This is a genomic window from Pseudoroseomonas cervicalis (assembly GCF_030818485.1).
GTDB lineage: Bacteria > Pseudomonadota > Alphaproteobacteria > Acetobacterales > Acetobacteraceae > Pseudoroseomonas > Pseudoroseomonas cervicalis_A.
Genome location: NZ_JAUTAJ010000001.1, coordinates 74,857 through 96,630 on the forward strand (window position 1 = coordinate 74,857; position 21,774 = coordinate 96,630).

25 protein-coding genes are annotated in these 21,774 nt (G+C 73.0%); 18 read left to right on the forward strand and 7 right to left on the reverse strand.

Translation table 11 applies throughout. The features are described from left to right. Nucleotides 1-8: 8 nt before the first annotated feature. The 13 genes from fliF to QE401_RS00445 all read left to right on the forward strand — a co-directional run bounded on the left by fliF (nt 9) and on the right by QE401_RS00445 (nt 12,378). A complete protein-coding gene (gene fliF / locus QE401_RS00385; protein ID WP_307136271.1) occupies nt 9-1,610 on the forward strand; it encodes a flagellar basal-body MS-ring/collar protein FliF in 1,602 nt (533 codons plus the stop codon). Continuing rightward, on the forward strand, nt 1,607-2,275 hold the full coding sequence (locus tag QE401_RS00390) for a hypothetical protein (protein ID WP_307136272.1): 669 nt from the start codon (nt 1,607-1,609) through the stop codon (nt 2,273-2,275). The genes fliF and QE401_RS00390 overlap by 4 nt, the downstream gene beginning before the upstream one ends. Next, complete coding sequence (locus tag QE401_RS00395; RefSeq protein WP_007005989.1) at nt 2,272-2,553, forward strand: FliM/FliN family flagellar motor switch protein; 282 nt, start codon at nt 2,272-2,274, stop codon at nt 2,551-2,553. Before QE401_RS00390 ends, QE401_RS00395 begins: the two co-directional genes overlap by 4 nt. A 30-nt stretch (nt 2,554-2,583) precedes the next feature. Beyond that, complete coding sequence (fliP, locus tag QE401_RS00400) at nt 2,584-3,429, forward strand: flagellar type III secretion system pore protein FliP (RefSeq protein WP_307136273.1); 846 nt, start codon at nt 2,584-2,586, stop codon at nt 3,427-3,429. Then, complete coding sequence (locus tag QE401_RS00405; protein ID WP_307136274.1) at nt 3,426-3,809, forward strand: hypothetical protein; 384 nt, start codon at nt 3,426-3,428, stop codon at nt 3,807-3,809. Before fliP ends, QE401_RS00405 begins: the two co-directional genes overlap by 4 nt. Next, nucleotides 3,806-4,837: a flagellar motor switch protein FliG gene (locus QE401_RS00410; RefSeq protein ID WP_307136275.1), complete on the forward strand. Its 1,032-nt coding sequence runs from the start codon at nt 3,806-3,808 to the stop codon at nt 4,835-4,837. Before QE401_RS00405 ends, QE401_RS00410 begins: the two co-directional genes overlap by 4 nt. A 19-nt stretch (nt 4,838-4,856) precedes the next feature. After that, on the forward strand, nt 4,857-5,603 hold the full coding sequence (locus tag QE401_RS00415; protein WP_307136276.1) for a hypothetical protein: 747 nt from the start codon (nt 4,857-4,859) through the stop codon (nt 5,601-5,603). A 50-nt stretch (nt 5,604-5,653) separates the two neighbouring features. Continuing rightward, entirely contained in the window at nt 5,654-6,580 is a 927-nt protein-coding gene (locus QE401_RS00420; RefSeq protein WP_307136277.1) for a flagellar motor protein MotB, read from the forward strand. 125 nt (nt 6,581-6,705) lie between these two features. Then, complete coding sequence (locus tag QE401_RS00425) at nt 6,706-8,226, forward strand: flagellar hook protein FlgE (protein WP_307136278.1); 1,521 nt, start codon at nt 6,706-6,708, stop codon at nt 8,224-8,226. 61 nt (nt 8,227-8,287) lie between these two features. Then, nucleotides 8,288-9,745, forward strand: a complete 1,458-nt coding sequence (gene flgK / locus QE401_RS00430) for a flagellar hook-associated protein FlgK (RefSeq protein ID WP_307136279.1) — start codon at nt 8,288-8,290, stop codon at nt 9,743-9,745. A gap of 20 nt (nt 9,746-9,765) precedes the next feature. Then, nucleotides 9,766-10,854, forward strand: a complete 1,089-nt coding sequence (locus tag QE401_RS00435; RefSeq protein WP_307136280.1) for a flagellin N-terminal helical domain-containing protein — start codon at nt 9,766-9,768, stop codon at nt 10,852-10,854. Between the two features lie 31 nt (nt 10,855-10,885). Beyond that, complete coding sequence (locus QE401_RS00440; RefSeq protein WP_307136281.1) at nt 10,886-11,245, forward strand: polysaccharide deacetylase; 360 nt, start codon at nt 10,886-10,888, stop codon at nt 11,243-11,245. Nucleotides 11,246-11,259: 14 nt separating this feature from the next. Beyond that, nucleotides 11,260-12,378, forward strand: coding sequence for a flagellar basal body P-ring protein FlgI (locus QE401_RS00445; RefSeq protein ID WP_307136282.1), 1,119 nt, complete (start codon nt 11,260-11,262; stop codon nt 12,376-12,378). 58 nt (nt 12,379-12,436) lie between these two features. Here the strand turns inward: QE401_RS00445 and QE401_RS00450 are convergent, their stop codons facing one another. Next, complete coding sequence (locus QE401_RS00450) at nt 12,437-12,775, reverse strand: hypothetical protein (protein WP_307136283.1); 339 nt, start codon at nt 12,773-12,775, stop codon at nt 12,437-12,439. Nucleotides 12,776-12,894: 119 nt separating this feature from the next. Next, nucleotides 12,895-13,236 (reverse strand): hypothetical protein, encoded by a 342-nt coding sequence (locus QE401_RS00455; RefSeq protein WP_307136284.1) that lies wholly within the window; start codon nt 13,234-13,236, stop codon nt 12,895-12,897. Between the two features lie 275 nt (nt 13,237-13,511). Between QE401_RS00455 and QE401_RS00460 the strand changes: the two genes are divergently transcribed. Beyond that, the gene (locus QE401_RS00460) at nt 13,512-14,198 is read left to right on the forward strand and encodes a hypothetical protein (RefSeq protein WP_307136285.1); all 687 of its coding nucleotides are present in this window, start codon (nt 13,512-13,514) and stop codon (nt 14,196-14,198) included. 77 nt (nt 14,199-14,275) lie between these two features. Here the strand turns inward: QE401_RS00460 and QE401_RS00465 are convergent, their stop codons facing one another. Together QE401_RS00465 and QE401_RS00470 are read right to left on the reverse strand one after the other, a co-directional pair. Continuing rightward, nucleotides 14,276-14,560: a hypothetical protein gene (locus QE401_RS00465; RefSeq protein ID WP_307136286.1), complete on the reverse strand. Its 285-nt coding sequence runs from the start codon at nt 14,558-14,560 to the stop codon at nt 14,276-14,278. 145 nt (nt 14,561-14,705) lie between these two features. Continuing rightward, a complete protein-coding gene (locus tag QE401_RS00470) occupies nt 14,706-15,515 on the reverse strand; it encodes a S1 family peptidase (protein WP_307136287.1) in 810 nt (269 codons plus the stop codon). Between the two features lie 118 nt (nt 15,516-15,633). Between QE401_RS00470 and QE401_RS00475 the strand changes: the two genes are divergently transcribed. After that, nucleotides 15,634-16,041, forward strand: coding sequence for a hypothetical protein (locus QE401_RS00475; protein ID WP_307136288.1), 408 nt, complete (start codon nt 15,634-15,636; stop codon nt 16,039-16,041). An 83-nt stretch (nt 16,042-16,124) separates the two neighbouring features. Here the strand turns inward: QE401_RS00475 and QE401_RS00480 are convergent, their stop codons facing one another. Then, nucleotides 16,125-17,087 (reverse strand): hypothetical protein, encoded by a 963-nt coding sequence (locus QE401_RS00480; RefSeq protein ID WP_307136289.1) that lies wholly within the window; start codon nt 17,085-17,087, stop codon nt 16,125-16,127. Nucleotides 17,088-17,128: 41 nt separating this feature from the next. Further along, nucleotides 17,129-17,893 carry a ParB/RepB/Spo0J family partition protein gene (locus QE401_RS00485; protein ID WP_307136290.1) on the reverse strand — a complete coding sequence of 255 codons (765 nt, stop codon included), beginning with the start codon at nt 17,891-17,893 and terminating at the stop codon, nt 17,129-17,131. A gap of 413 nt (nt 17,894-18,306) precedes the next feature. On the opposite strand from QE401_RS00485, the gene QE401_RS00490 reads away from it, so the two are divergent. The 3 genes from QE401_RS00490 (at nt 18,307) to QE401_RS00500 (ending at nt 20,865) form a co-directional block, all read left to right on the forward strand. Next, complete coding sequence (locus tag QE401_RS00490) at nt 18,307-18,702, forward strand: methionyl-tRNA synthetase (RefSeq protein WP_307136291.1); 396 nt, start codon at nt 18,307-18,309, stop codon at nt 18,700-18,702. A gap of 258 nt (nt 18,703-18,960) precedes the next feature. Further along, the gene (locus QE401_RS00495) at nt 18,961-19,896 is read left to right on the forward strand and encodes a hypothetical protein (protein WP_307136292.1); all 936 of its coding nucleotides are present in this window, start codon (nt 18,961-18,963) and stop codon (nt 19,894-19,896) included. Nucleotides 19,897-20,031: 135 nt separating this feature from the next. After that, the gene (locus tag QE401_RS00500; RefSeq protein WP_307136293.1) at nt 20,032-20,865 is read left to right on the forward strand and encodes a bactofilin family protein; all 834 of its coding nucleotides are present in this window, start codon (nt 20,032-20,034) and stop codon (nt 20,863-20,865) included. 310 nt (nt 20,866-21,175) lie between these two features. Here the strand turns inward: QE401_RS00500 and QE401_RS00505 are convergent, their stop codons facing one another. Next, on the reverse strand, nt 21,176-21,616 hold the full coding sequence (locus QE401_RS00505; protein ID WP_307136294.1) for a hypothetical protein: 441 nt from the start codon (nt 21,614-21,616) through the stop codon (nt 21,176-21,178). Between the last annotated feature and the right edge of the window lie 158 nt (nt 21,617-21,774).

A 21,774-nucleotide genomic window follows, 5' to 3' on the forward strand; every position in this document is an offset into this window, starting at 1 on the left:
GAAGGTCGATGCAGCAAGTACGCACCCTCGGAGCTGGTTTCGATCTCGGCGGTCTGGGCGGTGGCCTGGCACGGCTGGGGCCTGCGAAACTCGCCGGGCTGGCGGCGGTCGCCGTGATGGCCATCCTGGCCGTCCTGCTGGTGGCGCGCTCGGCCAATGCCCCGTCGGGCCTGCTCTATGCCGGGCTGGAGCCGGCCGAGGCCGGGCGCATCACCGCCCGGCTCGAGGAGCTGAAGATCCCGGTCGAGGCGCGCGGCGACGGCACCATCCTGGTGCCGATGGACCAGGTGGCCAGGCTGCGCATGCAGCTCGCCGCCGAGGGGCTGCCGCGCCAGGGCGGCGCCGGCTACGAGCTGCTCGACCAGACCAGCCCGATGCAGATGACCTCCTTCATGCAGCGCGTGCAGCGGCTGCGCGCGCTGGAGGGGGAGCTGGCCCGCACCATCATCACCATGCAGGGGGTGCGCGCCGCCCGCGTGCATATCGTGCTGCCGGAGCGCGAGAGCTTCTCGCGCGATGCGCCGCCGCCCACCGCCTCGGTCACCGTCACCACCAGCGCCGGGCAGCGGCTCGGCGCCGCCCAGGCCGCCGCCATCCGCCTGCTGGTCGCCGGCGCCGTGCCGCGGCTGCGGCAGGAGGATGTCTCGGTGATGGACGGCAATGGCGTGGTGCTGGCCGCCGATGGCGGCATGGGCGCCGCCGCCGGCCGGCTCGGCGAGATCCGCGCGGCGCAGGAGCATGCGCTGCAGAAGGCGGTGCTCGACCTGCTGGAGCCGCTGGTCGGCCGCGGCAAGGTGCGCGCCGTCGCCTCGGTCGAGGTGGAGGGCGCGCGCACCGTGGCGCGGGCCGAGACCTTCGACCCGCTCGGCCAGGTCGAGCGCGGCCGCCAGCTGCAGACCGAGCAGGAGAACAGCGAGGATGGCCGCGGCCAGGCGCCGGTCACCGTCGGCCAGAACCTGCCCAACCAGCAGGTGAACCAGAACGCGACGCGCAGCGTCAGCGCCGTGCAGCGCAACAATGAGACGGTGAATTTCGAGATCTCCTCCAAGGTCGAGGAGACGGTGCGCGAGCCGGGCGCGGTGAAGCGCGTCAGCGTCGCCGTCGTCGTCGACGGCATCGCCGATGCCGAGGGCAATGTGCAGCCCCGCCCGCGCGAGGAGCTGGAGCGGCTGGCGGCGCTGGTGCGCTCGGCGGTCGGCTACAACCAGCAGCGCGGCGACACCGTCACCGTCGACACGCTGCGCTTCCTGCCGGATGAGGGGCTCGGCACCCTGGCCGCTTCCGAGACCAATGCGGTGCTGGGCCTGAGCGGCCTGCAATGGTCGCTGGTGGGTGGCGTGATGGTGCTGGGCGCCGGCGCCTCGCTGATCCTGTTCCGCCGCCGCCAGCAGCGCCTGGCCGCCGAGGCCGCCGCCGCCGCTGCCGCCGCCGCGGCCGCCGCGGCCGCCGCCGCCGCCGCGGAGAGCATGGACGACGCCATCGCGACGGTGGGCCAGGACATCCAGATCCGCCTCTCCTCGCTGACCGCGCTGCAGGAGATCGTCGACCAGCGCCCCGAGGAGGCGCTGGCGGTGATCCGCACCTGGATCGAGGAGGGCACCCCCGTATGATGGCGCGTCCCTATCACCCGCCCTCGCTGACGGCGCTGATCGCCGATGAGGATGGCACCACCGCCGCCCGCCTGGCCGCCGAGGAGCGGATCCGCGCCATCGCGCTGGAGACCGGGCGGCAGCGCGGGCTGGAGGAGGGCCTGGCGCGCGGCCGTGCCGAGGGCCGCGCCGCCGGCCGCGCCGAGGCCGAGCGCGAGGCGGCCGAGGAGCAGGCCCGCCGCGGCGAGAAGGGCGCGGCGCTGGCGGCCACCGCGCTGGAGCGGCTGCTGGCGCGCCGGGCCGAGGATCGCCGCCTGCTCGATGCCGATCTGCGCGCCGCCCTGGTGGCCGCGCTGGAGGCCGTCTTCCCGACGCTGCTGGCGCGCGCCGCCGGCGGCGAGGTGGCGGCGCTGCTGGCCGAGGCGCTGACCGAGCGCGCCGCCGACCGCATCACGCTTCGCGCCCATCCGGAGACGCTCGCCGCCATGCAGGCGGAGGGCTTCCCGGGCCGCGACCAGACCCAGGATCCGGCCGGCCGGGTGCGGCTGCTGCCCGACCCTGCGCTGCCGGAGGGCCAGGCCGAGGCCGGCTGGGCCGATGGCGGATTGATCTACGACCCGGCGGCCCTGCTGCAGCGTGTGCTGGCCACGCTCGGCGCCGCCATGCCACAGGAGACGACGCCGTGAGCGAGAGCGCGCCCACCGAGAACCCTTTCCTCGCCGAGCGCAAGCCCCGCATCATGGACATTCCGGTGAATGTCCAGGTGGTGCTCGGCAACAAGCGCCTGCCGATGGCGGCCCTGTTCAACCTCAGCCGCGGCTCGGTCATCGAGTTCGACAAGAAGGTGGGCGAGCCGATCGACCTGATGGCCAATGAGCGGCTGATCGCGCGCGGCGAGATCCAGATCACCGATGACGGGCGGCTGTCGATCTCGATCACCGAGATCGTCTCCTCCTCCAGCTGAGCCCGGCCGGTTCCAGAGGACGCGCGCAGAATGCCGCTTCCGCCTCCCCCCTCCGCCCTGCCGGCCGTCCAGCGCGCGGCGCGCGTCGCGGCGCTGGCGCTGCCGCTGCTGCTGCTGGCCTTGCCGGCGCTCGGCCAGAGCGTGACGCTGAGCCTCGGCCCGCAGGGCGGCCAGGCCGTGGCCAGCGGCGCGCAGAGCCTGACGACCAATGTCGTCGGCCTGATCGTCGCGACGACCCTGCTGGCGCTGGCGCCGGGCATCCTGGTGGTGGCCACCGCCTTCACCCGCATCGTGGTGGTGCTGTCGATGCTGCGCACCGCGCTCGGCCTGCAGCAATCGCCGCCCAATTCGGTGATCGTCAGCCTCAGCCTGTTCCTTGCCGCCTTCGTCATGGCGCCGGTGCTGGAGCGCGCCTGGAACGACGCGGCGCGGCCGCTGATCGATGGCACCATCACCGAGGAGATGGCGGCCGAACGCGCGCTCGGCCCGTTCCGCAGCTTCATGGAAGCCAATGTGCGCGAGCGCGACCTGGCGCTGTTCATCGAGATCGCCCGCTGGCAGCCGCCGGCGCCGTCCCCCGGCACGCAGGGCGCCGAGCCGCGCGCCGGCGAGGTCGCGCCGCGCGCGCCGGTGCCGCTGCACATCCTCTCGGCGGCCTTCATCATCTCCGAGCTGAACAAGGCCTTCCAGATCGGCTTCCTGCTGTTCCTGCCCTTCCTGGCGATCGACATCGCCATCAGCTCGGTGCTGATGGGCATGGGCATGATGATGCTGCCGCCGGTCGTGGTCAGCCTGCCCTTCAAGCTGATCTTCTTCGTGCTGGTCGATGGCTGGTCGCTGGTGGCCGGCGCCCTGGTGCGGAGCTTCACCGCATGAGCGGCGGCCAGGGGAAGGGCAGCGCCGGGAAGGACAGCCCGCCCGCGGGCGGGCCGCCGCGCCTGGCCGCGCCCGTGGCGCCGCCCGCCCTGGCGCCGCGGCGCCGGCGGCGGCGCGCCCTGGCCTCGGCGCTGCGCCTGGTCGCGGCGCAGGAGGCGGTGCCGGAAGCCGGCCTGGCCGGCCTGCGCGAACGGCTCGCCGCCATCGCCGCCAGCCAGGGCGTGTTCCTGCCGCCCCCCGCCGGCAGCGAGGGCGATGCCGCCGAGGCGCTGGCGCGGCTGCAGCATGCCGGCCCGCCCCCCGAATGCACGGCCCTGCTGGCCGCGCTGCTGTTGCCCCTGCTTGCCCTGCGATCCGAGCCGCGAGGTCCCGACCGATGAAAGCCCCCGAAGCGCGCCGCGCCGTGCGCCCCAGCGAGAACCGGCAGGATTCCCTCTCGGATGTCGCGACGCTGTTCATGACGCTGGACGAGCAGCGCATGCAGGCGCTGTTCGACCGGCTGGAGGAGCATGAGATCCGCCGCGTCAGCCGCGCCATGGCCAATCTCGGCAAGATCGACATCGACCAGGTGGAGCGGGTGATCACCCGCTTCCGCAACGAGGTCGGCCGCACCGGGACCGTGATCGGCACCGCCGAGACGACCGAGCGGCTGCTGCGCCGCCTGCTGCCGAATGAGAAGGTCAGCGAGATCATGGACGAGATCCGTGGTCCCGAGGGCAAGACCATGTGGGAGAAGCTGGCCAATATCTCGCCCGAGGTGCTGGCCACCTATCTGCGCACCGAGCTGGCGCAGACCGCGGCCGTGATCCTGGCCAAGCTGCCGGCGCAGCACGCGGCCCGCGTGCTGGCGCTGCTGCCCAAGGCCTCGATCGACGAGATCGTGCTGCGCATGGTGCGCATGGACAGCATCCAGAAGGGCGTGCTGCAGGATATCGAGGCGACGCTGCAGAAGGAGTTCATCACCAATCTCAGCCGCAGCTACGAGCGCGACAGCTCGCAGATCGTGGCGGAGATCATGAACCGCGCTGACAAGGGGCTGGTCGACCAGCTGATGCGCGTCATCGAATCGCGCGAGCCGCATGCGGCCAGCCGCATCAAGCGCATCATGTTCACCTTCGACGACCTGATCCGCGTCGACCGCACCACCTTCGGCACGCTGGTGCAGGAATGCCCGGTCGACAAGCTGCAGATCGCGCTGACGGCGGCCAGCCAGGAGCTGCGCGAGCTGTTCCTGGCCAGCATGTCGGCGCGCGCCGCGGCGATGATGCGCGACGAGATCGAGAACATGCCGGCGCAGCGCCGCAAGACGGTCGAGGACGCGCAGGCCGACATCATCACCATCGCCAAGCGCCTGGCCGATGAGGGCCGCATCTTCATCCTCGACGAGGACGAGGCGGGCGAGAGCTGAGGGAAGGGCGGGGCCGGCCATGGCCGAGCGGCGCGACAGGCTGGGGGCGGTGGAGCCGGTGACGCCCGACCAGGCGCCCGGGCCGCCGCCGCCGCGCGCCGAGCCCGCCCCGCCGCCCGCCGGGCGGGAGGCGGGGGCGGGCTACGCCGCCGCGGCGCGGGCGCTGAGCGCGGTGCCGCCGCTCGGCCAGCCGGAGCTGCCGGCGGCCGATGAATGGCCGGCGCTGGATGCGGCGCTGCTGCTGCGGGCCGGGCTGGGCCCGCTGCTGCCGGGCGGGCCGGGCGGGCTGGTCCTGCCGCTGGCGCTGGCCCTGCTGCGGCCGGATCCGCGCCGCTGGCTGGGGGCGGAGCGGCTGGCGGCGCTGGCCGCCTCGCTGGCCCTGGCCGAGCCGGAGCTGTCGGCGCTGCTGGAGGCGGTGCCGCCGCTGCCGGCCTCGCTGGGCGAGCCCGCCGCCTGGCAGGGCCGCGCCGTGCCGCTGCTCGGCCCCTCGGGCGGGCTGCTCTGGCTGGCGCTGTTCTGGCGCCCCGATCGCCGCCGGCGCGACCGCCATGCCCTGGCGGCGCGGCTGGTGCTGCCGGCGACGGGGCGGGTGGAGCTGCGCGCGCGGCTCGAGGAGGCGCGGCTGGACGCGGTGCTGGAGACCGCCCAGCCCCTGCCGCGCCCGGTGCTGGCGGCGCTGCAGGAGGGCTTCGCGGGCGTGCTGCGGCCGCTCCGCCTGCAGGGCCATCTGACGCTGCGGCACAGCGGGCAGGAGGGTCGGACTTGAAATGCGAAAAACCATCGCGCTAAACAGGCAGGCCGCCAGGGGACGGGGTGATGAGCGCTGACGACCATCTCAAACGCCCGGTGATCATCAAGAAGCACCATGGCGACCATGACGACGAGCATGGCGGCCAGTGGAAGATCGCCTATGCCGATTTCGTCACGGCGATGATGGCCTTCTTCCTGGTGATGTGGCTGCTCTCCAGCACCACGGAATCGCAGCGCGAGGGCATCGCGCAGTTCTTCACCGCCTCCTCCATCCTCGACCTGCCCTCGGGCAATGGCACGCTGGATGGCGGGCGCTCGGTGCTGATCGCCGGCGACAGCCGGCAGGATTCCCTGACCCAGGTGGAGGATGGCGGGGCGCGGCCGGAGAGCCAGGGCGGCGAGACCGCCAATGACGGCGCCGCCGCCCAGGCCGCGCCGCAGCAGCAGGAGGCGATGCGCGACCCGATCGAGCGGCAGCGCTTCGACGCGCTGAAGGCCGAGATGGAGCGGCAGATGCGCGCTGACGCGCTGCGCGAATTCTCGCAGAACATCCAGCTGGAGATGACGCCCGAGGGGCTTCGGCTGCAGATCTTCGACCGCGACGGCCAGCCCATGTTCAACCCCGGGGCCACCGAGCCGACGCCGCGGCTGCTGCGCATCCTGGAGGTGGTGGGCAGCGTGCTGGCCAGCGTGCCGAATGAGGTGGTGGTGGCCGGCCACACCGATGGCCAGTCCTTCCAGCGCGGCAATTACGGCAATTGGGAATTGTCGGCCGACCGCGCCAATGCCGCGCGCCGGGTGCTGGAACGCTCCGGCGTGCGCCCGGCCCGGCTGTTCCGCGTCGAGGCCAAGGCGGCGGTCGAGCCGCTGCTGGCCGAGGCGCCCAATGATCCGCGCAACCGCCGCATCGCCGTGACCGTGCTGCGGTCCGATGTGGTGGCGGATGCGCGCGCCGCGGCCGCGCGCCGCGCCCAGCAGGAGCCGCGCCGGTGAAACCGCGCGACGCATCCGGCCGGCCGGCAGAAGCCGGCGCCGGTCCCCGCAACGACCATGCCGCACCGCGCGGCCGGCAGGATGCCGGCCGCCTCCCGATGCCCTACTGACACCGAGGGACCGCCATGACGGCCATCAACGCACTCCGCACCAGCACCTCCGGCCTCAATGCGCAGGCCACCAAGCTGGCGGGCATTTCCAACAACATCGCCAACAGCTCGACCGTCGGCTACAAGCGCGTCGACACCCAGTTCGAGAGCCTGGTGCTGGAGGGCTCCAGCAGCGGCTCCTACGCGCTGGCCGGCGTCGCGCCGCGCAACCGGCTGGAGATCAGCAAGGTCGGCCAGGTGCAGGCCACCGGCGTCGACACCGACATCGCCATCAGCGGCAATGGCTTCCTGGTGGTGAACGAGGATGCCGACAGCTCCGGCAAGTATCTGGCGACGCGCGCCGGCTCCTTCCGCCCCGACGCCTTCGGCAATCTGGTCAATTCGGCCGGCTTCTACCTGCAGGGCGTCAAGCTCGGCGCCGATGGGCAGCCCGTCAGCAACATGGGCGACAACAATGTCGACAGCCTGAGCACGGTGAACATCAACAACATCTCCGTCGCCTCGGCGCCGACGACGGAGATGCGCACCTGGTTCAACCTGCCGAAGAACGACACCGGCTTCGCCAACCCGCCGCCGCCGAGCAACGCCTATGTCAGCAGCATCGACTATTACGATTCCACCGGCGGCACGCAGACCCTGACCTACCGCTTCACCCCGGTGCTGCCGGAGCAGGATGGCGCGACCGACACCAGCACCTGGACGCTGGAGATCTTCGACAGCGCCTCGGGCAATCTCTCCAGCACCAATCTCTACGACCCGACCAAGCGGGTCGCCGCCATGGGCCTGCAATTCTGGAGCAATGGCGACAATGCCGGCACGCTGGCGGCGGTGTGGGACGCGACGGCGCAGGCCGCCGGCTCCGCCCAGGTGGCGTCCGGCTTCGCGCCGCCCGCCGGCTCCTCGCCGCTGCTGAGCGGCGTGCCCAACCCGGCGACCTATGGCGCGACGCCGACCACGCCGGCCACCAATTACGGCACGCCGGACAATCTGCCGGCGGCCAGCGTGCTCGGCAATTACGACGCGGTGAAGGGCACGCTGACGGTCAAGGTCGGCGTGCAGGGCGGCTTCGCCGGCACCGATCTGCCGATCACGCTGGGCACCTTCAACAGCTTCGAGGGCATCACCCAGCTCACCGGCAACTACCTGCCGACCAAGATCGAGAAGAACGGCTCGGCCTTCGGCCTGCTGGAGCGGGTCTCAGTGGCCGATGACGGCCAGGTCATCGCCACCTTCTCCAACGGCAAGTCGCGGCCGATCTACGCGCTGAAACTGGCGGTCTTCCCCAATGCCAACGGGCTGAACCCGGTCAGCGGCGATGCCTATGAGATGTCGCTCGATGCCGGCGCGGTGCGGCTGCTCGATCCCGGCAGCGGCGCCGCCGGCACCACCAGCGGCGGCGCGCTGGAAGCCTCCAATGTCGATATCGGCACCGAGCTGACGAACCTGATCGAGACGCAGCGGGCCTACAGCTCCAACGCCTCGGTCATCCGCACCGCCGACCAGATGCTGGAGGAAGCGACCAACCTGAAGCGGTGAGGCGCCTGGCGGCGGGGCGCGCGCCCCGCCGCTCCCGTCCTCCAGCCTGGAAGAGCGCAGCATGAGCATTTCCGCCGCCCTGTCGAACGCCCTGTCCTCGCTCGCCGCCGAACAGCGGCAAGCGGCGATCCTGTCCAACAACATCGCCAATGCCAGCACGCCGGGCTATGTGCGGCGCGACATGCCGCGCAGCGAGCGGCTGGTGGCCGGCACCGGCTCCGGCGTCAACACCGACGTCACCCAGCGCCTGGGCGATGCGGCGCTGGCCGCCGCCTCGCGCTCGGCCGATGCCAGCGAGGCCTATGCGCAGCAGCTGCAGGAAGGGCTCGAGGCCTATAACGCGCTGATCGGCCAGCCTTCGGATGCGCGCTCGCTCTCCTCGCGCCTCGGCGCCTTCCAGACGGCGATGACGACGCTCTCCTCCGCCCCCGACAATGCCGTGGCGCAGAGCCAGGCGCTGGAGGCGGCGCGCGACCTGGTGGACGCGCTGCACGATGCCGATGCCGCCGTCGCCAAGGCGCGCTCGGAGGCGGATCTGCAGGTCTCGCGCGATGTGGAGGGGCTGAACAGCGCCTTCGACCAGCTGGCCGAGATCGACCGCAAGCTGGCCCTGGCCAGCGCCCGCGGCGGCTCCACCGCCGAATATGAGGACCGGCGCGACGTGCTGTTGGCCGAGATCGGCAAGACCATCCCGATCCGCATCTTCGACAATGGCCCCGGCCATCTGCTGGTGATGAGCGATGGCGGCAACACGCTGTATGACAGCACCGTGGTGCACCGGCTGGACTTCACCCACAGCCCGGTGATCCAGGCCGAGCAGCGCCACCCCGCCGCGCTCTCGGCGGTGACGGTGGACGGGCAGGCCCTGCGCATCTCCGACACCGGCAGCCTGGCCGGCGCCTTGCGGCTGCGCGACGACACATTGCCGAAATTCGTCGACATGCTGGACCAGGTCGCGGTGCGGCTGATCGAGAGCTTCCAGGATGCCGATCCGACGCTGACCGGCAACCAGGCCGGGCTGTTCACCGATGCCGGCGCCGCCAATTGGGATGGCAGCGGCGGCTATCCGACCTTTGTCGGCATGGCGCGCAAGATCGAGCTCAACGCCGCGGTCGATCCCGAGCAGGGCGGCCAGCTCTGGCGCATGCGCACCGGCGTCAATGCCACGGCGCAGGGCAATGCCGGCGACAACACGCATATCATCGCGGCCCTCGACGCGATGAATGCCAGCCGCGCCTATGACAGCAGCACCGGCCTGCCGGCCTCGATGACGCTGTCCCAGGCGGCGTCGCAGAGCATCGGCCTGATGCAGGGCGAGCGCGCGGTGTGGAGCGACCGGGCGGAGACGCGCGGCCGCCTCGCCGCCGAGGCGCGCGAGGAGCTCAGCAACAAGACCGCTGTCAATGTCGATGAGGAGCTGCAGCGGCTGTTGCTGGTGCAGCAGACCTATTCGGCCTCCGTGCAGATCATCCAGGCGGCGACGCGCATGCTGGATGAGCTGAGCACGATCGGCCGCTGAGCCGCGGAAGGGAACAGAGCATGATGACGGATCGGGTCAGCCCTTCGGGGGTCGCGCTGGGGCGCCAGCGCAACCTCGCCCGGCTGCAGAGCGAGCTGGCGGTGCTGACCGCCGAGATGTCCTCCGGCCGCAAGGCGGATCCGGCGCGCGCGCTCGGCGTCGGCGCCTCGCTGCTCTACAAGCTCTATGGCGATGTGCAGCAGGGCGAGGCGATCCGCAACTCGACCAGCCTGGCCGGCCAGCGGCTGAAGGCGGCACAGGAGGCGCTGACCTCGGTGGGCGGGCTGATGGACCAGATGGCGCCCGAGATCCTCAAGATCGATGCGCTGAAGGGCAATGGCTACACCATCATCGCCAGCAATGCGCGCGAGGTGATGGGCAGCATGACCGACCTGCTCAACAGCCATTGGGACGGGCAGAATCTGTTCGGCGGCACCGACAGTTCGCAGCCGCCGCTCTCGTCCTCCTCCGGCCTGCTCGCCTGGGCGCAGAACCAGCTGGATGCCGCGGTGACCGCCGCCGGCGGGCCGCTCGACGCCACCCAGGCGACGGCGCTGATCGGCCAGTTCGACGCGCTGTTCGCCAATGTGCAGCGCGACAACACGGGTCTCACCTCCTTCTACGGCCTGGTCTACCAATCGACCAGCCGCACCGATCTGGCCGGCAGCACCGATCCGGAATCGGACGCGCCCTCGCTGATCCGCATCGGCGCGGGCGAGACGCTGAGCTACAATGTCCGGGCCGACAACGCCGCCTTCAAGGACGCGTTCAAGTCGCTCGCCATCCTCTCCATGCTCGACGCGCCCTCGACCGAATTGTCGGAGGAGGCGAAGACCGCGCTGCTGGACCAGGCCGGCCTGCTGATGAACGGCGCGCGCGCCAAGCTGACCGTCGTGGCCGGTGTGCTTGGCGGCAAGCAGGACCGGCTCGACAAGGTGGGCGAGATCCAGGAGCGCGCCGTGGCCGCCGCGACCGCGCAGATCAACGATCTGGAAGGCGCGGACTATTACACCGTGTCGGACCGCATCAACACGCTGCGCATCCAGCTCGAGGCCACCTACTCGATCACCGCGAAGCTCTCCGAGCTGAGCCTGGTGAACTATCTCTGACCCGCGCCGCGACAGACGGAGAAGCCGTGACATGACCGCCGAGACCCTGCGCAGCGCGGCTGCCGAACCGCCCCCCTATGTGCCCCTGGCGCTGGAGGAGGAGGATGTCGCCGCCTATGCCGGCATGGCCGAGGCGATGGGCTGCAGCCTGGAGGCCTGCGCCGAGGGCTTCATGCTGGCGACCCCGCTGGCGCGCGACCTGGCGGTGAAGTTGTGGCTGCTGCTGCTGCGCCTGCGCGAGCTGCCGCCCACCGGGGCGGAGGGCGAGGCGGCGACGCGCGCCCTGCAGCTGCAGGAGGGGCTGCAGACGCTGCGCCGCGTGCTCGGCCTCGACCCCGCCGGCATGCCGCATGACGTGCTGGCCGAGGCCGGCCTGCGCTACCGGCTCTGAGCGGGGCCGCCGCCATGCGCCGCCCCCCCTCCCTCCGCGCTGTGCTGCCGCTGCTGGCCCTGCTGCTGCTGGCGGCAGCGCCCGCCGCCGCCCAGGTGCGGCTGAAGGATGTCGTCACCATCGAGGGGGTGCGCGGCAACCAGCTGGTCGGCTACGGGCTGGTGATCGGCCTGCAGGGCACCGGCGACCAGCTGCGCAACAACCCCTTCACCCAGCAGAGCCTGACCGCGATGCTGGAGCGCATGGGCGTCAATGTCGCCGATGCCCGCGTGCAGACCAAGAACACCGCCGCCGTCATCGTCACCGCCACGCTGCCGGCCTTCTCCCGCCAGGGCACGACGATCGATGTGCAGGTCTCGAGCCTTGGCGATTCGCGCAGCCTGAATGGCGGCACGCTGATCGTCACCCCGCTGCTCGGCGCCGATGGTGAGGTCTATGCCGTGGCCCAGGGCCCGGTGGTGGTGGGCGGTTTCCAGGCCGCCGGCCAGGCGCAGAGCATCAGCAGCGGCGTCACCACCCAGGGCCGGGTGCCCGGCGGCGGGCTGGTGGAGCGCGAGGTGCCGGTCGACATGCGCAACCTGCAGAGCATCCGCCTGTCGCTGCGCTCGCCCGATTTCACCACCGCGGTGCGGGTGGAGGAGGCGCTGAACCAGCGCTTCGGCCCCGGCAGCGCGACGGCGCTCGACCTCGCCACGGTGGAGATGCGCGTCCCGCCCGGCTTCCAGGAGCGCCTGCCCGGCCTGGTCGCGCAGATGGAGGCGCTGACCATCCGGCCCGAGACCCCGGCGAGGGTGGTGGTGGATGAGCGCACCGGCACCATCATCGTCGGCGCCCAGGTGCGCATCGACCCCGTGGCCATCACCCATGGCAATCTGGTGATCCGCGTGACGGAAAGCCCGATCGTCAGCCAGCCCAACCCGCTTTCGGGCGGCGAGACGGTGGTGGTGCCGCGCACCCAGGTGGAGGTGGACGACCAGCGCGGCCGCCGCCTGGCGACGCTGCCGCCGGCCAGCACGCTGAAGGATCTGGTGGATGGGCTGAACGCGCTGGGCCTGGCGCCGCGCGACCTGATCTCGGTGCTGGTGGCGCTGAAGGCCAGCGGCGCCATGCATGCCGACCTGCAATTCATCTGAGGCGATGGAGCGCCAGGCGGGCCGCGAAAGGCGGGGCAGGGCGGGCGGCGTGGGCCGCTCAGCAATGCCCCGCATCGCCGGCCCAGCCGGGATGCGCCAGCTCGCCCAGATGCTCGTCCAGCCCGGCGCTGCGCAGCGCCTGGATGCTGGCCCAGCCGCCCGGACGGTCGACCCGCACCGGCAGCACATGCAGCCCGGCCGCCGCCGCATCCTCCGGCCAGCCGCCTTCCCACAGCTCGACATGGAAGCGCGCCAGCGCCTCGCTGGCGAAGGTGGCGACGGCGTCATGCCCCGCCGCATTCAGCTTGGACCAGAAGGACAGGGACGGGGTGCGGCCGACATAAAGGCCCAGCGCCGCGTGCACCACAACGAAACCGCGTCCGAAATGCGCGTTCATCAAAGCCTCATGGGAGGTGGCGGAGTAGATATCCGCGGCCTCCTGCCGGCGTGGCCAGACTATGCCGCGCCGGCGCGAAATCGGCAATCGAGACGGTGTCTCAAAATGAGAGAGGCCGCTCAGCGCACCGCGCCATAGCCATTGCGGCTCCAGCCATCGCTGAACATCGGCGTGCCGCGCCCGGCCTGCTCGGCGCGCGCCTCGCGCAGCGGCGCGGCCACGGCACCGCCGCGCGCGGCGGCCGGGGCGGCGGCGGGGCTCGCCGGCGCGGCGGTGGGCGCCTCGGCCAGCACGGGCGGCGTGCTGGGCATGCCGAGCGGGTCGAAGCCGCGCACATCGAAACTGCGGGCATGCAGCTGGCTGGTGTCGATCGGCGGCACGCCCTGGCGGGCGGGTTGCGCCAGCGCCAGGCTGGGCAGCAGCGTGGCACCAAGCAGGCAGGAGAGCAGGACGACGCGCATGGGGGTGCGTTCCTCCTTGAGGGGGCAGGGGAGGGATGGGGGTCTGGGGCGGGTCGCTCCGGCCGTCCTGGCGTCCCGTTGCCCCCAGAACGGACGGCGAGGCCGCTCGTTGCAGGGCACAACGGTTTTGTCCTGCTGTTTATACGCCCGAAAGGCGCTTAGCGGTTGTTAACCGACGGTGCCTCATACTCCGCTCATTCGCTGAATCGCGGAGCGCCGGAAGCGCGGCCGGCAAAGCCCGGCCCGCCCGCACCGCCCAGGACATGGACGAACCAATGTCGCTTGGCCTCACCCTGCTGCTGAACGCCGCCGGCGCCGCGCTGGACCGGCTCTGGCATCTGCGGCTGCAGCAGGACAGCGCGGTGGTGCTGCCCGACTATCTCGACCCCGGCCTGCCCGCCCCGCTGGAGCCCGCGCCCGCGGCGGCCGAGCAGGCGGCGCGCGCGCTGCTGCTGCGCATCGGCCAGCAGATGCGCGGCATCGGCCTGGCGCCGCTCGCCGCCGCCATCCTGCAGGCCGGCCTGCCGGCGCGCCGCCAGGCCGCGCTGCTGGCGCTGGCCGGCAGCGCCCCCTGGCAGCCGGTGCCGGGCCTGCCCGGCCTGTGCCAGCGCCTCTCGGCCGAGGGCGCGCTCTACTGGCTCGATTGCCGCGCAGGCCAGGGCGCCGAGCACGCGCCGCATGCCCTGCGCGACCAGGAGCAGCGCCTCTGGCTGCTGGCCGAGCCGCCTTCGCACACCGCCCTGCCCGCGGCGGCGCCCGATCTGGCGCGGCGCAGCGGCTTCGACTGCCTCTCCCAGGATGCCGCGCTGCGCGATGTGGTGCTGGGGCTGCGCGCCGCCGGGCAGGCGGCGCTGGCCGCCGGCGTCGCCGCCCTGCTCGGCGCGCTGGAGGGCGAGCAGGATGCCGCCTGGCTGGCCCGCCCGGCCCTGCCCATCCCGGCCCGCGCCCCCGCCGCGGCCTGAGGCCGGCCCCACGCGCGTCCTATCCTGCGAGCTTCGGGTGCCGCCACGACCCCTTCGGGCCATGGCCCGCCGGGCGCTCAGATGCGGATACCCCGGTGCCAGAGAGCCCGCGGCACGCGTCGCGCATGCTCCTTCAGCCAACCACGGCGGGCCCAGAGCAGCGCGACATACTCCACGCCCGTGATGTCGCCGTGCAGAAACGGATCAAGCCAATGCGTCTTGAAGATGGCTTCATCGGCTCCGAGGCGGGTCGTGCCATTGATCCTCCAGACGCCGCCGAGCGGCCAATCCTCCTTGTAGAGCCAGGCGCCGGCTTCATCCGGATGGTGCCGCAGGCTGCGGAGGAAATACGCGTTGGACACGGACGCCCTGACCCCATGGCTGGGCCCGCTCGCGCCTTTCCGGCCTGACCGCGGGCATGCGGCCGCATGCTAGGTCAGGACCCCGCGCTGCGGAACGCCTTTGCACGGCGAAGGGAACAGGCCGGAATCGCCCCGCAACGCGGCCTCAGCACGCCACCTGCCGCATCGCCTCCCCGGCGCGGCGGCGCACCGCCTCCCAATCCGCCGGCGCGCCGCCGGGCGGGTTGCGCAGCAGCGGCGCCACCCCGGCCTGGCGCAGGAAGTCGCGCAGATCGGCCAGCGGCACCGCCGAACTTCCCTGCGGCCCGCCGGCATAGACCACCCCCACCACATTGCCCGCCGCATCCAGCACCGGCCCGCCCGATTGCCCGCCGGCCAGGGCGGCGTCGATCTCCAGCCGCCAGCGCAGCCGCTCCGCCTTGTCGGCGCCGAAGTAGCGCAGCCCGTCCTCCCAGCTCGCCTCCATCTCGCGCCCGGCGCGGTCGGTCAGGGTGAAGCTCACCGCCTGGCCGCCCTCCGGCGCATGCACCGTCAGCGCCGCGCGGCGCAGCGTGCCGGGGCTCGCCTGCAGCGTGCCGCGTCCAGGCTGCACCGGATGCTGCGCCGGATAGCCCATGGCCAGCACCGGCATGCCACGCGCCAGGCGCTGCGCGGCGGAAAGCGGCAGCGGCGCATCCGCCGCTCCCGCCGGCCCGGCCAGCAGGGCGAGGTCGGTCACCGCCGCCTCCGCCACCACGCGCCAGGGGCCGGGCTGGCCGGCCACCTGCATCGGCAGCCCGGCCTCCCGGCAGCGCAGCACCACATGCGCATTGGTCACCAGCAGCCCCGGCGCCACCAGGAAGGCGGAGCCGGAGACATGCCCCTGCAGCGCCGCGCCGGGCGGCGGCGCGGTGCGGCCCGACAGCGCCTGCGCGCCGCACAACCCGGCCAGCCCCGCCGCCAGGGGCGCCACCACCAGCCATCGCCGCCATGCCCGCATCGCGCCTCGACCATTTTGCGAAAAACGGCTATGAGGTAGCACGCCGCCGCCCCGGCGGCCAAGACCCTTCGCAACCCGCCCGGAACCCGCGCCCATGGACGGCTTGCCACTGCTGATCCGCCTGGCCCGCCAGCAGGCCGATTCCCGCCGCGTGGCGGTCGCCGCCGCCGAGCGCGCCCGCCTGGACGAGGCCGCGCGCCTCGCGGCGCACGACACCGCCACGGCGCGGGAAACCGAAGGCGCGCGCGGCGATGCCGAAGGCATGGCGCTCTGGTCCGCCTGGTTCCGCCGGGCCGGCCGCCAGCGCGGCCGGCTCCTGGCCGGGCTGCACAAGGCCGCACAGGCCGAGGAAGCCGAGCGCGACGCGCTGCGCGAGGATTTCGCGCATCTGAAGCGGCTGGAGATCGCTCTGGGGCAGAAGGAGGAGGCGGCGCGGCGCGCGGCGCTCCGCCGGGCGGAGCAGCAGGCGGAAGAGGCCGAGCTGCGGCGGCGGCGGGGCTGACGGCAAAAAAAGCGGGGGAGAAGAATTCTCCCCCGCACCCCCTCATCTTTTCCTGTCAGGGCCGGCCGCCGCTGGCGGCCGGCTCACAGCCGGCCGAGATCGGGCTTCTCCTTGAAGCGGGCCCAGGCATTCAGCAGCTCCTTCAGCTGCTCCTCCTGGCTGGTGCGCTCGCGGCGCAGGATCTGCATGCGCTTGCGCAGCTCCAGGATCAGGTGGCCGCGCGGCAGATCGGCGCCGGTCTCGAACCGCTCCAGGAAGACGCGGCCCAGCTCGGGATCCTCGCGCTCGATGCAATAGGCGGCATAGGCCAGCACCGAGCCGCGCCCGAACTCGATCATCTTGCGGCCGAAGGTGCGCATCTCCAGCAGCCGCGGATGCTGCTCGACGATGCGCATCACCTCCGAGGGGGTGGGCTTGGCGTTGCGCGTGCCGGCGGGCTTCAGCTCATGCTTCCACAGCAGCACCGCGGCGGCGGCGATCAGCGGCCGGTCGCCGAAACTCTCGAAGCCGGCGCCCAGCTGCGGGCCCTTCTTGGCGTGGATGTCGTAGGTGGCATAAGCCTCCTCCGGCAGGCCGCGCATCACCGGCACCTCGATCGCCTCGCCGGCCTGGATCACCGCCGAGAGCCGGTGCTGGCCGTTCAGCAGGCGCCCGGACCGGCTGAAGCAGATCGGCTGGGCGTTCATCATCCAGTTGCCGGCGCGGATGTCGCGCGCGATGGCGTCCACATGCGCGGCGACGATCTTGCGGTTGCGCGTGTTGTGGCCGAGATAGGCCTCGGCCATCTCCGGCGTGATGGTCTCGATCGACAGCGGGAAGACATTCTCCTCCTGCGTCAGGCGCTCCACCGCCGCGCGCAGCTCCTGCGCCGTCTCCTCCGTCTCCCCGGGCAGGCCGGGATCGTCGAGCCCGGCATAGCCCTCCAGGCGCGGGAATTCCTCCCCCTTGGTCGGGTTGGCGCTGCGGTCGATCCAGGCGAAGCTGCGCGGCGTCTCGCCGGCCAGCGTGGCGTTCAGCGCCTTGATGCACAGGGCGAACAGCGTCACCGGCTTCAGCCGCGTCGCCGGGTCGCCGCGCGTCAGCTCGATCAGGTCGCGGATCCGCGCCCCCCCGGCTCCAGTGGCGCATATTTCTCCGGCCAGGCGATGGCGTCGAGGAAGCGCCGCGTCGCGGCCTTGTCCACCCGGAAGCCCATGAACAGCAGCGGCGTGCGCACCGCCTCGGACAGCGCGGTGGCCTCGCTCTCCAGCGACATCTTCACCGCCTGCTCGAGATCCGGATTGGCCCGCAGCACCCGGTCCATGCGCGACCAGGAGGCGGTGCCGGCGCCCCGCAGCATCTTGCCGTCATCGTAGCGGATCAGCTTCACCAGCGCCGATTGCAGCGCATGCGCATGCGGGATGCCGCGCGCCTCCAGCACGCCCGCGAAGGAGCGGCGGCGCTGCTGGTCGATCGTGTGCAGCACGTCATCGGGGATGTTCTGCGCCATCACCGTCAGGAAGGGCAGCCCCGCCTTGACGCAGGCGCGCAGCCGCTGCACCCCGTCCAGCAGCACGCCGCCGCGCGACAGGATCACCGGCATGCCGTTGAGGATCCAGCGCCCCTCCCGCATCGCCTCGGCATAGGCATTGATCGCCGCCGCATTGTCGCCGGCGCCCGGCCGCTTGCGCGCCAGCAGCGCCGTGGCGCCCTCGGGCGTCACCAGCTCGATCGAGAAGCGCGGCCCGTCCGCCGCCTGGCCCTGCAGCTGGACGATGCGCCCGGCCTGCGCCGCGGCCTTGCCCCGCGCCGCGCGCGGCGCCTTGGGCTGCGTCTCTCCGGCCGCGCCCTCCGCGATTCTGCCCTCCGCCATTCTGGGGGTCTTGCGTGCTGCTCCACTGACCCGCGCCATGCGCTGCTTGCTCCCGCTGGAAACGCCGCCCCCATCGGGAGGGGGGCCTGCGCCGCGTTTAGACTTTTTTCGCTCTTTGATCCATACGCAAAAATGCGTCATGGCAATTTTTCGTAAATTGTTTTTCGCAGGAGGCCGGGCCACCCCGGCCCAGCGCTGTGAGGCCTGGCCCGGTTAGGCTTTGGCTTACCATGTTCTCGATCACCGATGTGGTGGGGCGGAAGCGCCGGTGCTAAAAATCCCTGTCCCCGGGACGGCGCGGCCGCGGCCCCGCCGGCGCCGCGCCGGACCAGCGGGCAGGTGCCGCCCTTCCGGCCGCGCCGGGCCCCGCCAGGCGTGCCTGATCCAAGCTGCCAGGAAGGAGAACCTCTCCCATGACCGGATCCGCCCCCTTCTTCGTCAACCACAGCATCCGCCTCAGCCGCGCCGAGGTGCTGGAGGCGCTGCGCGCCGCCGCGCTGCACCGCGCGCGCGAAACGCTGCGCCTGGTCGAGCCCACGCCGCGCGGGGTGGAGATGGAGACCCGCCTGCTCTCCGGCGCCATGGTCGAGATCGACGGCGCCGCGGTGATGATCGAGGGCCGTCTGCCCGAGGATCTGGCCGCGCTGCTGCGCGCCCAATCCGGCATCCAGGCCGGCATCCAGACGGGCCTCCAGCCCGGCAGCACGGCCGGCCTCGGCCCGCTGGCGCCCATCGCCGCGCCGCCCGCCCCGGCCAATGCCACCCCCGGCAAGACGGATGCCCCGGCCGAACCCCTCGTCCTCGCCTGAGCCGGCGCGGCCGCGCGCCGCCCGCCCGGGGCAGGACGCGGCCCGGGCGGCGCTCGGCGCCGCCTGTGGGGCGGCCCGGCCCCGGCCTGGCCCGCGCTGCTGTGCTCCTGCCGCCTGCTGCATGGTTGTGCGAAATACCATGAAAAGCGCCGCTCCGCGACGGTGTCGCGGGGCTCGGCCGCGCTTTTGCCGGTCCGGCGCGCCTGCAGGCTTGCAGGACGTCGCCGGGCCGGCTTCTCTGTTCACGGAGTCGTGATCGTGCCGAGGCTCGAGGAGAAGGCGATGACCGCGCGGGTGCGTCCCGGACAGGATGGGCAGTGGCAGGTGGTGGTCGGCCAGGGGCCGATGGCCTTCCGGCGCGAGCATTTCCACGACCGCGCCGCGGCCGAGGCCTGGGCCAGCATGGCCGCGCTCTCCGCCCGGCTCTGCCTGGTGCGCATCGGCAGCAAGCGCTTCCTCGGCACCGCGGCCGAGGCGCTGCGCCGCTGGGCGATCGACCAGGGCACCCTGCCGCGCAGCGAGGGCGGCACCCAGCTGGCGCCGCTGCAGCGCCTGGGCCCGCTGATGGCCGATCCGGATTGCGCCCTGCCGCTGGCGGCGCTGCTGCCGGCCGATCTGGCCGCGCTGCGCGCCCGCCGCCTGGCGGCGCTGGGCTGCCCCGACACCGCCCTGGTGGAGCAGGCGGCGCTGGCCGCGGCGCTGGAGCAGTTCCGCGACTTCCACCTGCCGGCGCTGGAGGATCCCTTCGCCGAGGTGGCGCCCGACGGGCTCTGCGTGCTGGACGAGGCCGCCTGCGCCCAGCTGCTCTCCCAGGCCGGCCGCGTCGGCACGGCGCTCGAGCGCATGGTCGGGCTGATGCTGACCACCGCCACGCCGCTGCCCGCCCTGCTGCGCTGGAGCAGCGCCCAGGCCGACCGCGCCGCCGGGCTGCTGCACCGCCCCGACGGCCCGCCCGTGCCGGCCCCGGCCGAGCTGCTGCCGCCCCCCGGCACCGCCCCCACCACGCCGCTGCTGCCGGGCCTCGACCGCGCCGCCGCCGAGCGCGGCCTGGCCGCCCTCGGCGCCGCGCTGGGCCGGCCGGGCCTGGCGCCGGAGGCGCTGCGCCTGACCGCCCTGACCCAGGCGCTGAACCAGGGCGGCCATCTGGACGAGGCGCTGCGCCTGGCCGGGGCGCGCGCCGCGCTGGTCGGCTGAGCCGGCCGCGCGCCGGCTTTTGCGAAAATGTTTGCGTCCGCTGTGCGAAAAACCTAGAAAGGGCTGCGGAGCGGCGCCCCGCCGCCATGCCACCCACGGCCTTCCGCGAGGGGCCATCCTAGAACGGGATCCGTCATGAGCATCTTCGGCAAGCCCAGCGGCGGGGAGCCGCGCATCACCTTCGAGCGCATCGACCTCTCGGCCGCCGGCCCGTCCCTGGCCGAGGACGCCACGTCCTTTCGCGGCTTGGTCGAGGCCGCCGAGCGCGCCCCGGCCGAGCGCACCCCGGCCGAGCGCATCGGCGGCGACCGGCAGGAGCCGCGCATCGGCCGCGGCGCGCCGCAGCCCGCCTCCGTCATGCTGGTGGCCGCCGATAGCGAGCTGGAGGGCAGGCTGCGCAGCCGCGGCGTGGTGCGGGTGGAGGGCGTGCTGCGCGGCACGCTGCACGCGCCGGTGCTGCTGCTGGAGCCGGGCGGGCTGATCGAGGGCACGGTGACGGTGGAGCGCGCCCGCATCTGCGGCACGCTGCGCGGCACGCTGCTGGCGCGCGAGGTCGAGGTGGTGCGCACCGCCTCGCTGGATGCCGAGCTGGTCTATGACGAGATCAGCGTCGAGCGCGGCGCCCGGCTGCGCGGCCTGCACCGCCAGCGCGACCCGGAGCCGAAGCCGGCCGAGATGGCGCCGGAGGAGGCCACGGCCGAGCCGCCCGCCGCCATGGCCGCGGCGGAGGCCGGGCTGACCGTCAGCCTCGCCGTCTCGCCGGAGCTGGCCGCGGCGGCCGCCGCCAGCACCGCCGCCCTGGTGGCGGAGGCCGAGGCGGCGTTGCACTCCCTGGCCCAGGCCACCCAGGCCGCGGCCGAGGCGGTGGCCGACCTGGCCGAGGAAGGCGTGCCCGATCTGGTGGCGCTGGAGGCCGAGCTGCGCGCGACGCCCGAGGAGCTGCTGATCGGCAAGCCGGCGCTGGGCTGAGGCGCCGGGCGGCGACACCGCCCGCGCATCGGCGCCTGGTGCCGGGGGAGGCGCCCCTTGGCCCTCCCGGCCGCGGCCCGCGGCGGCGCCCGGGCCGCCCTCGCTCCCGGGCGGGCGCCCGGCCCGGCTGCGATGCCGCACGGCCCCGGCCGCTTCCGCGCCCGCCATGAGCCGTGGCGGGTTTTCGCCCGTCAGGGCTTCCCTCCTGCTGGCCGCCCCGGCTGGCTGCTGGCCGGCGGCCGCCGGCGCGGCGCCCTCTCGCTGCGCTACCCCGCCGCTGCGGCGTCCCGTCGCTGCAGTACCCTGTCGCTCAGCGATAGAGCGGCGTCAGCCCCGGATAGGGGATCTCCGCCAGGCCGCGCTCGCGCAGCAGCCGGTTGGCGGCGCGCGTCACCTCCTTCGGCCCGGCCTGGAACCCGTCCAGCACGAAATAGCCGTTGCGCAGCGGACGCACCCGGCCGCCCAGCATGCAGCAGGCATACTGGATCGGCGTCATGTCGTCCTCCACCTCGGCGAAGCTGGACAGGAAGGGGGAGCTGTCCCGCCCCTTGCTGGCGCGGCTCATCACGCGCTTGGCGCGGCGCTGCGCGTACCAGGGCTCGATGCCGAAGGCGCGGGCCAGGCTGTTCACCTCCTCGCCCGCCAGCAGCCGGCGGTCGAACTCGCCGCGCAGCTCGGCGGCGAGGGCACGCCGGCGCACCTGCTGGCGACGCTTGTGCGGGGGGTGCAGCCGGTCCTCATCCTCGTCCACAGTGTCTCTTCCTCTGTGTCCGCGTCGCGTGACGCGATCCGGGTCGCTCCTTCTGGAGATCAAGGAGCCGTCCCTTCTGGAGGCCGGCGATACCGCACGTTATGCGAAAATTTGCTGATCCCTCGCTAACATCATCCCGGTCCAAGACCTTTTCCTCA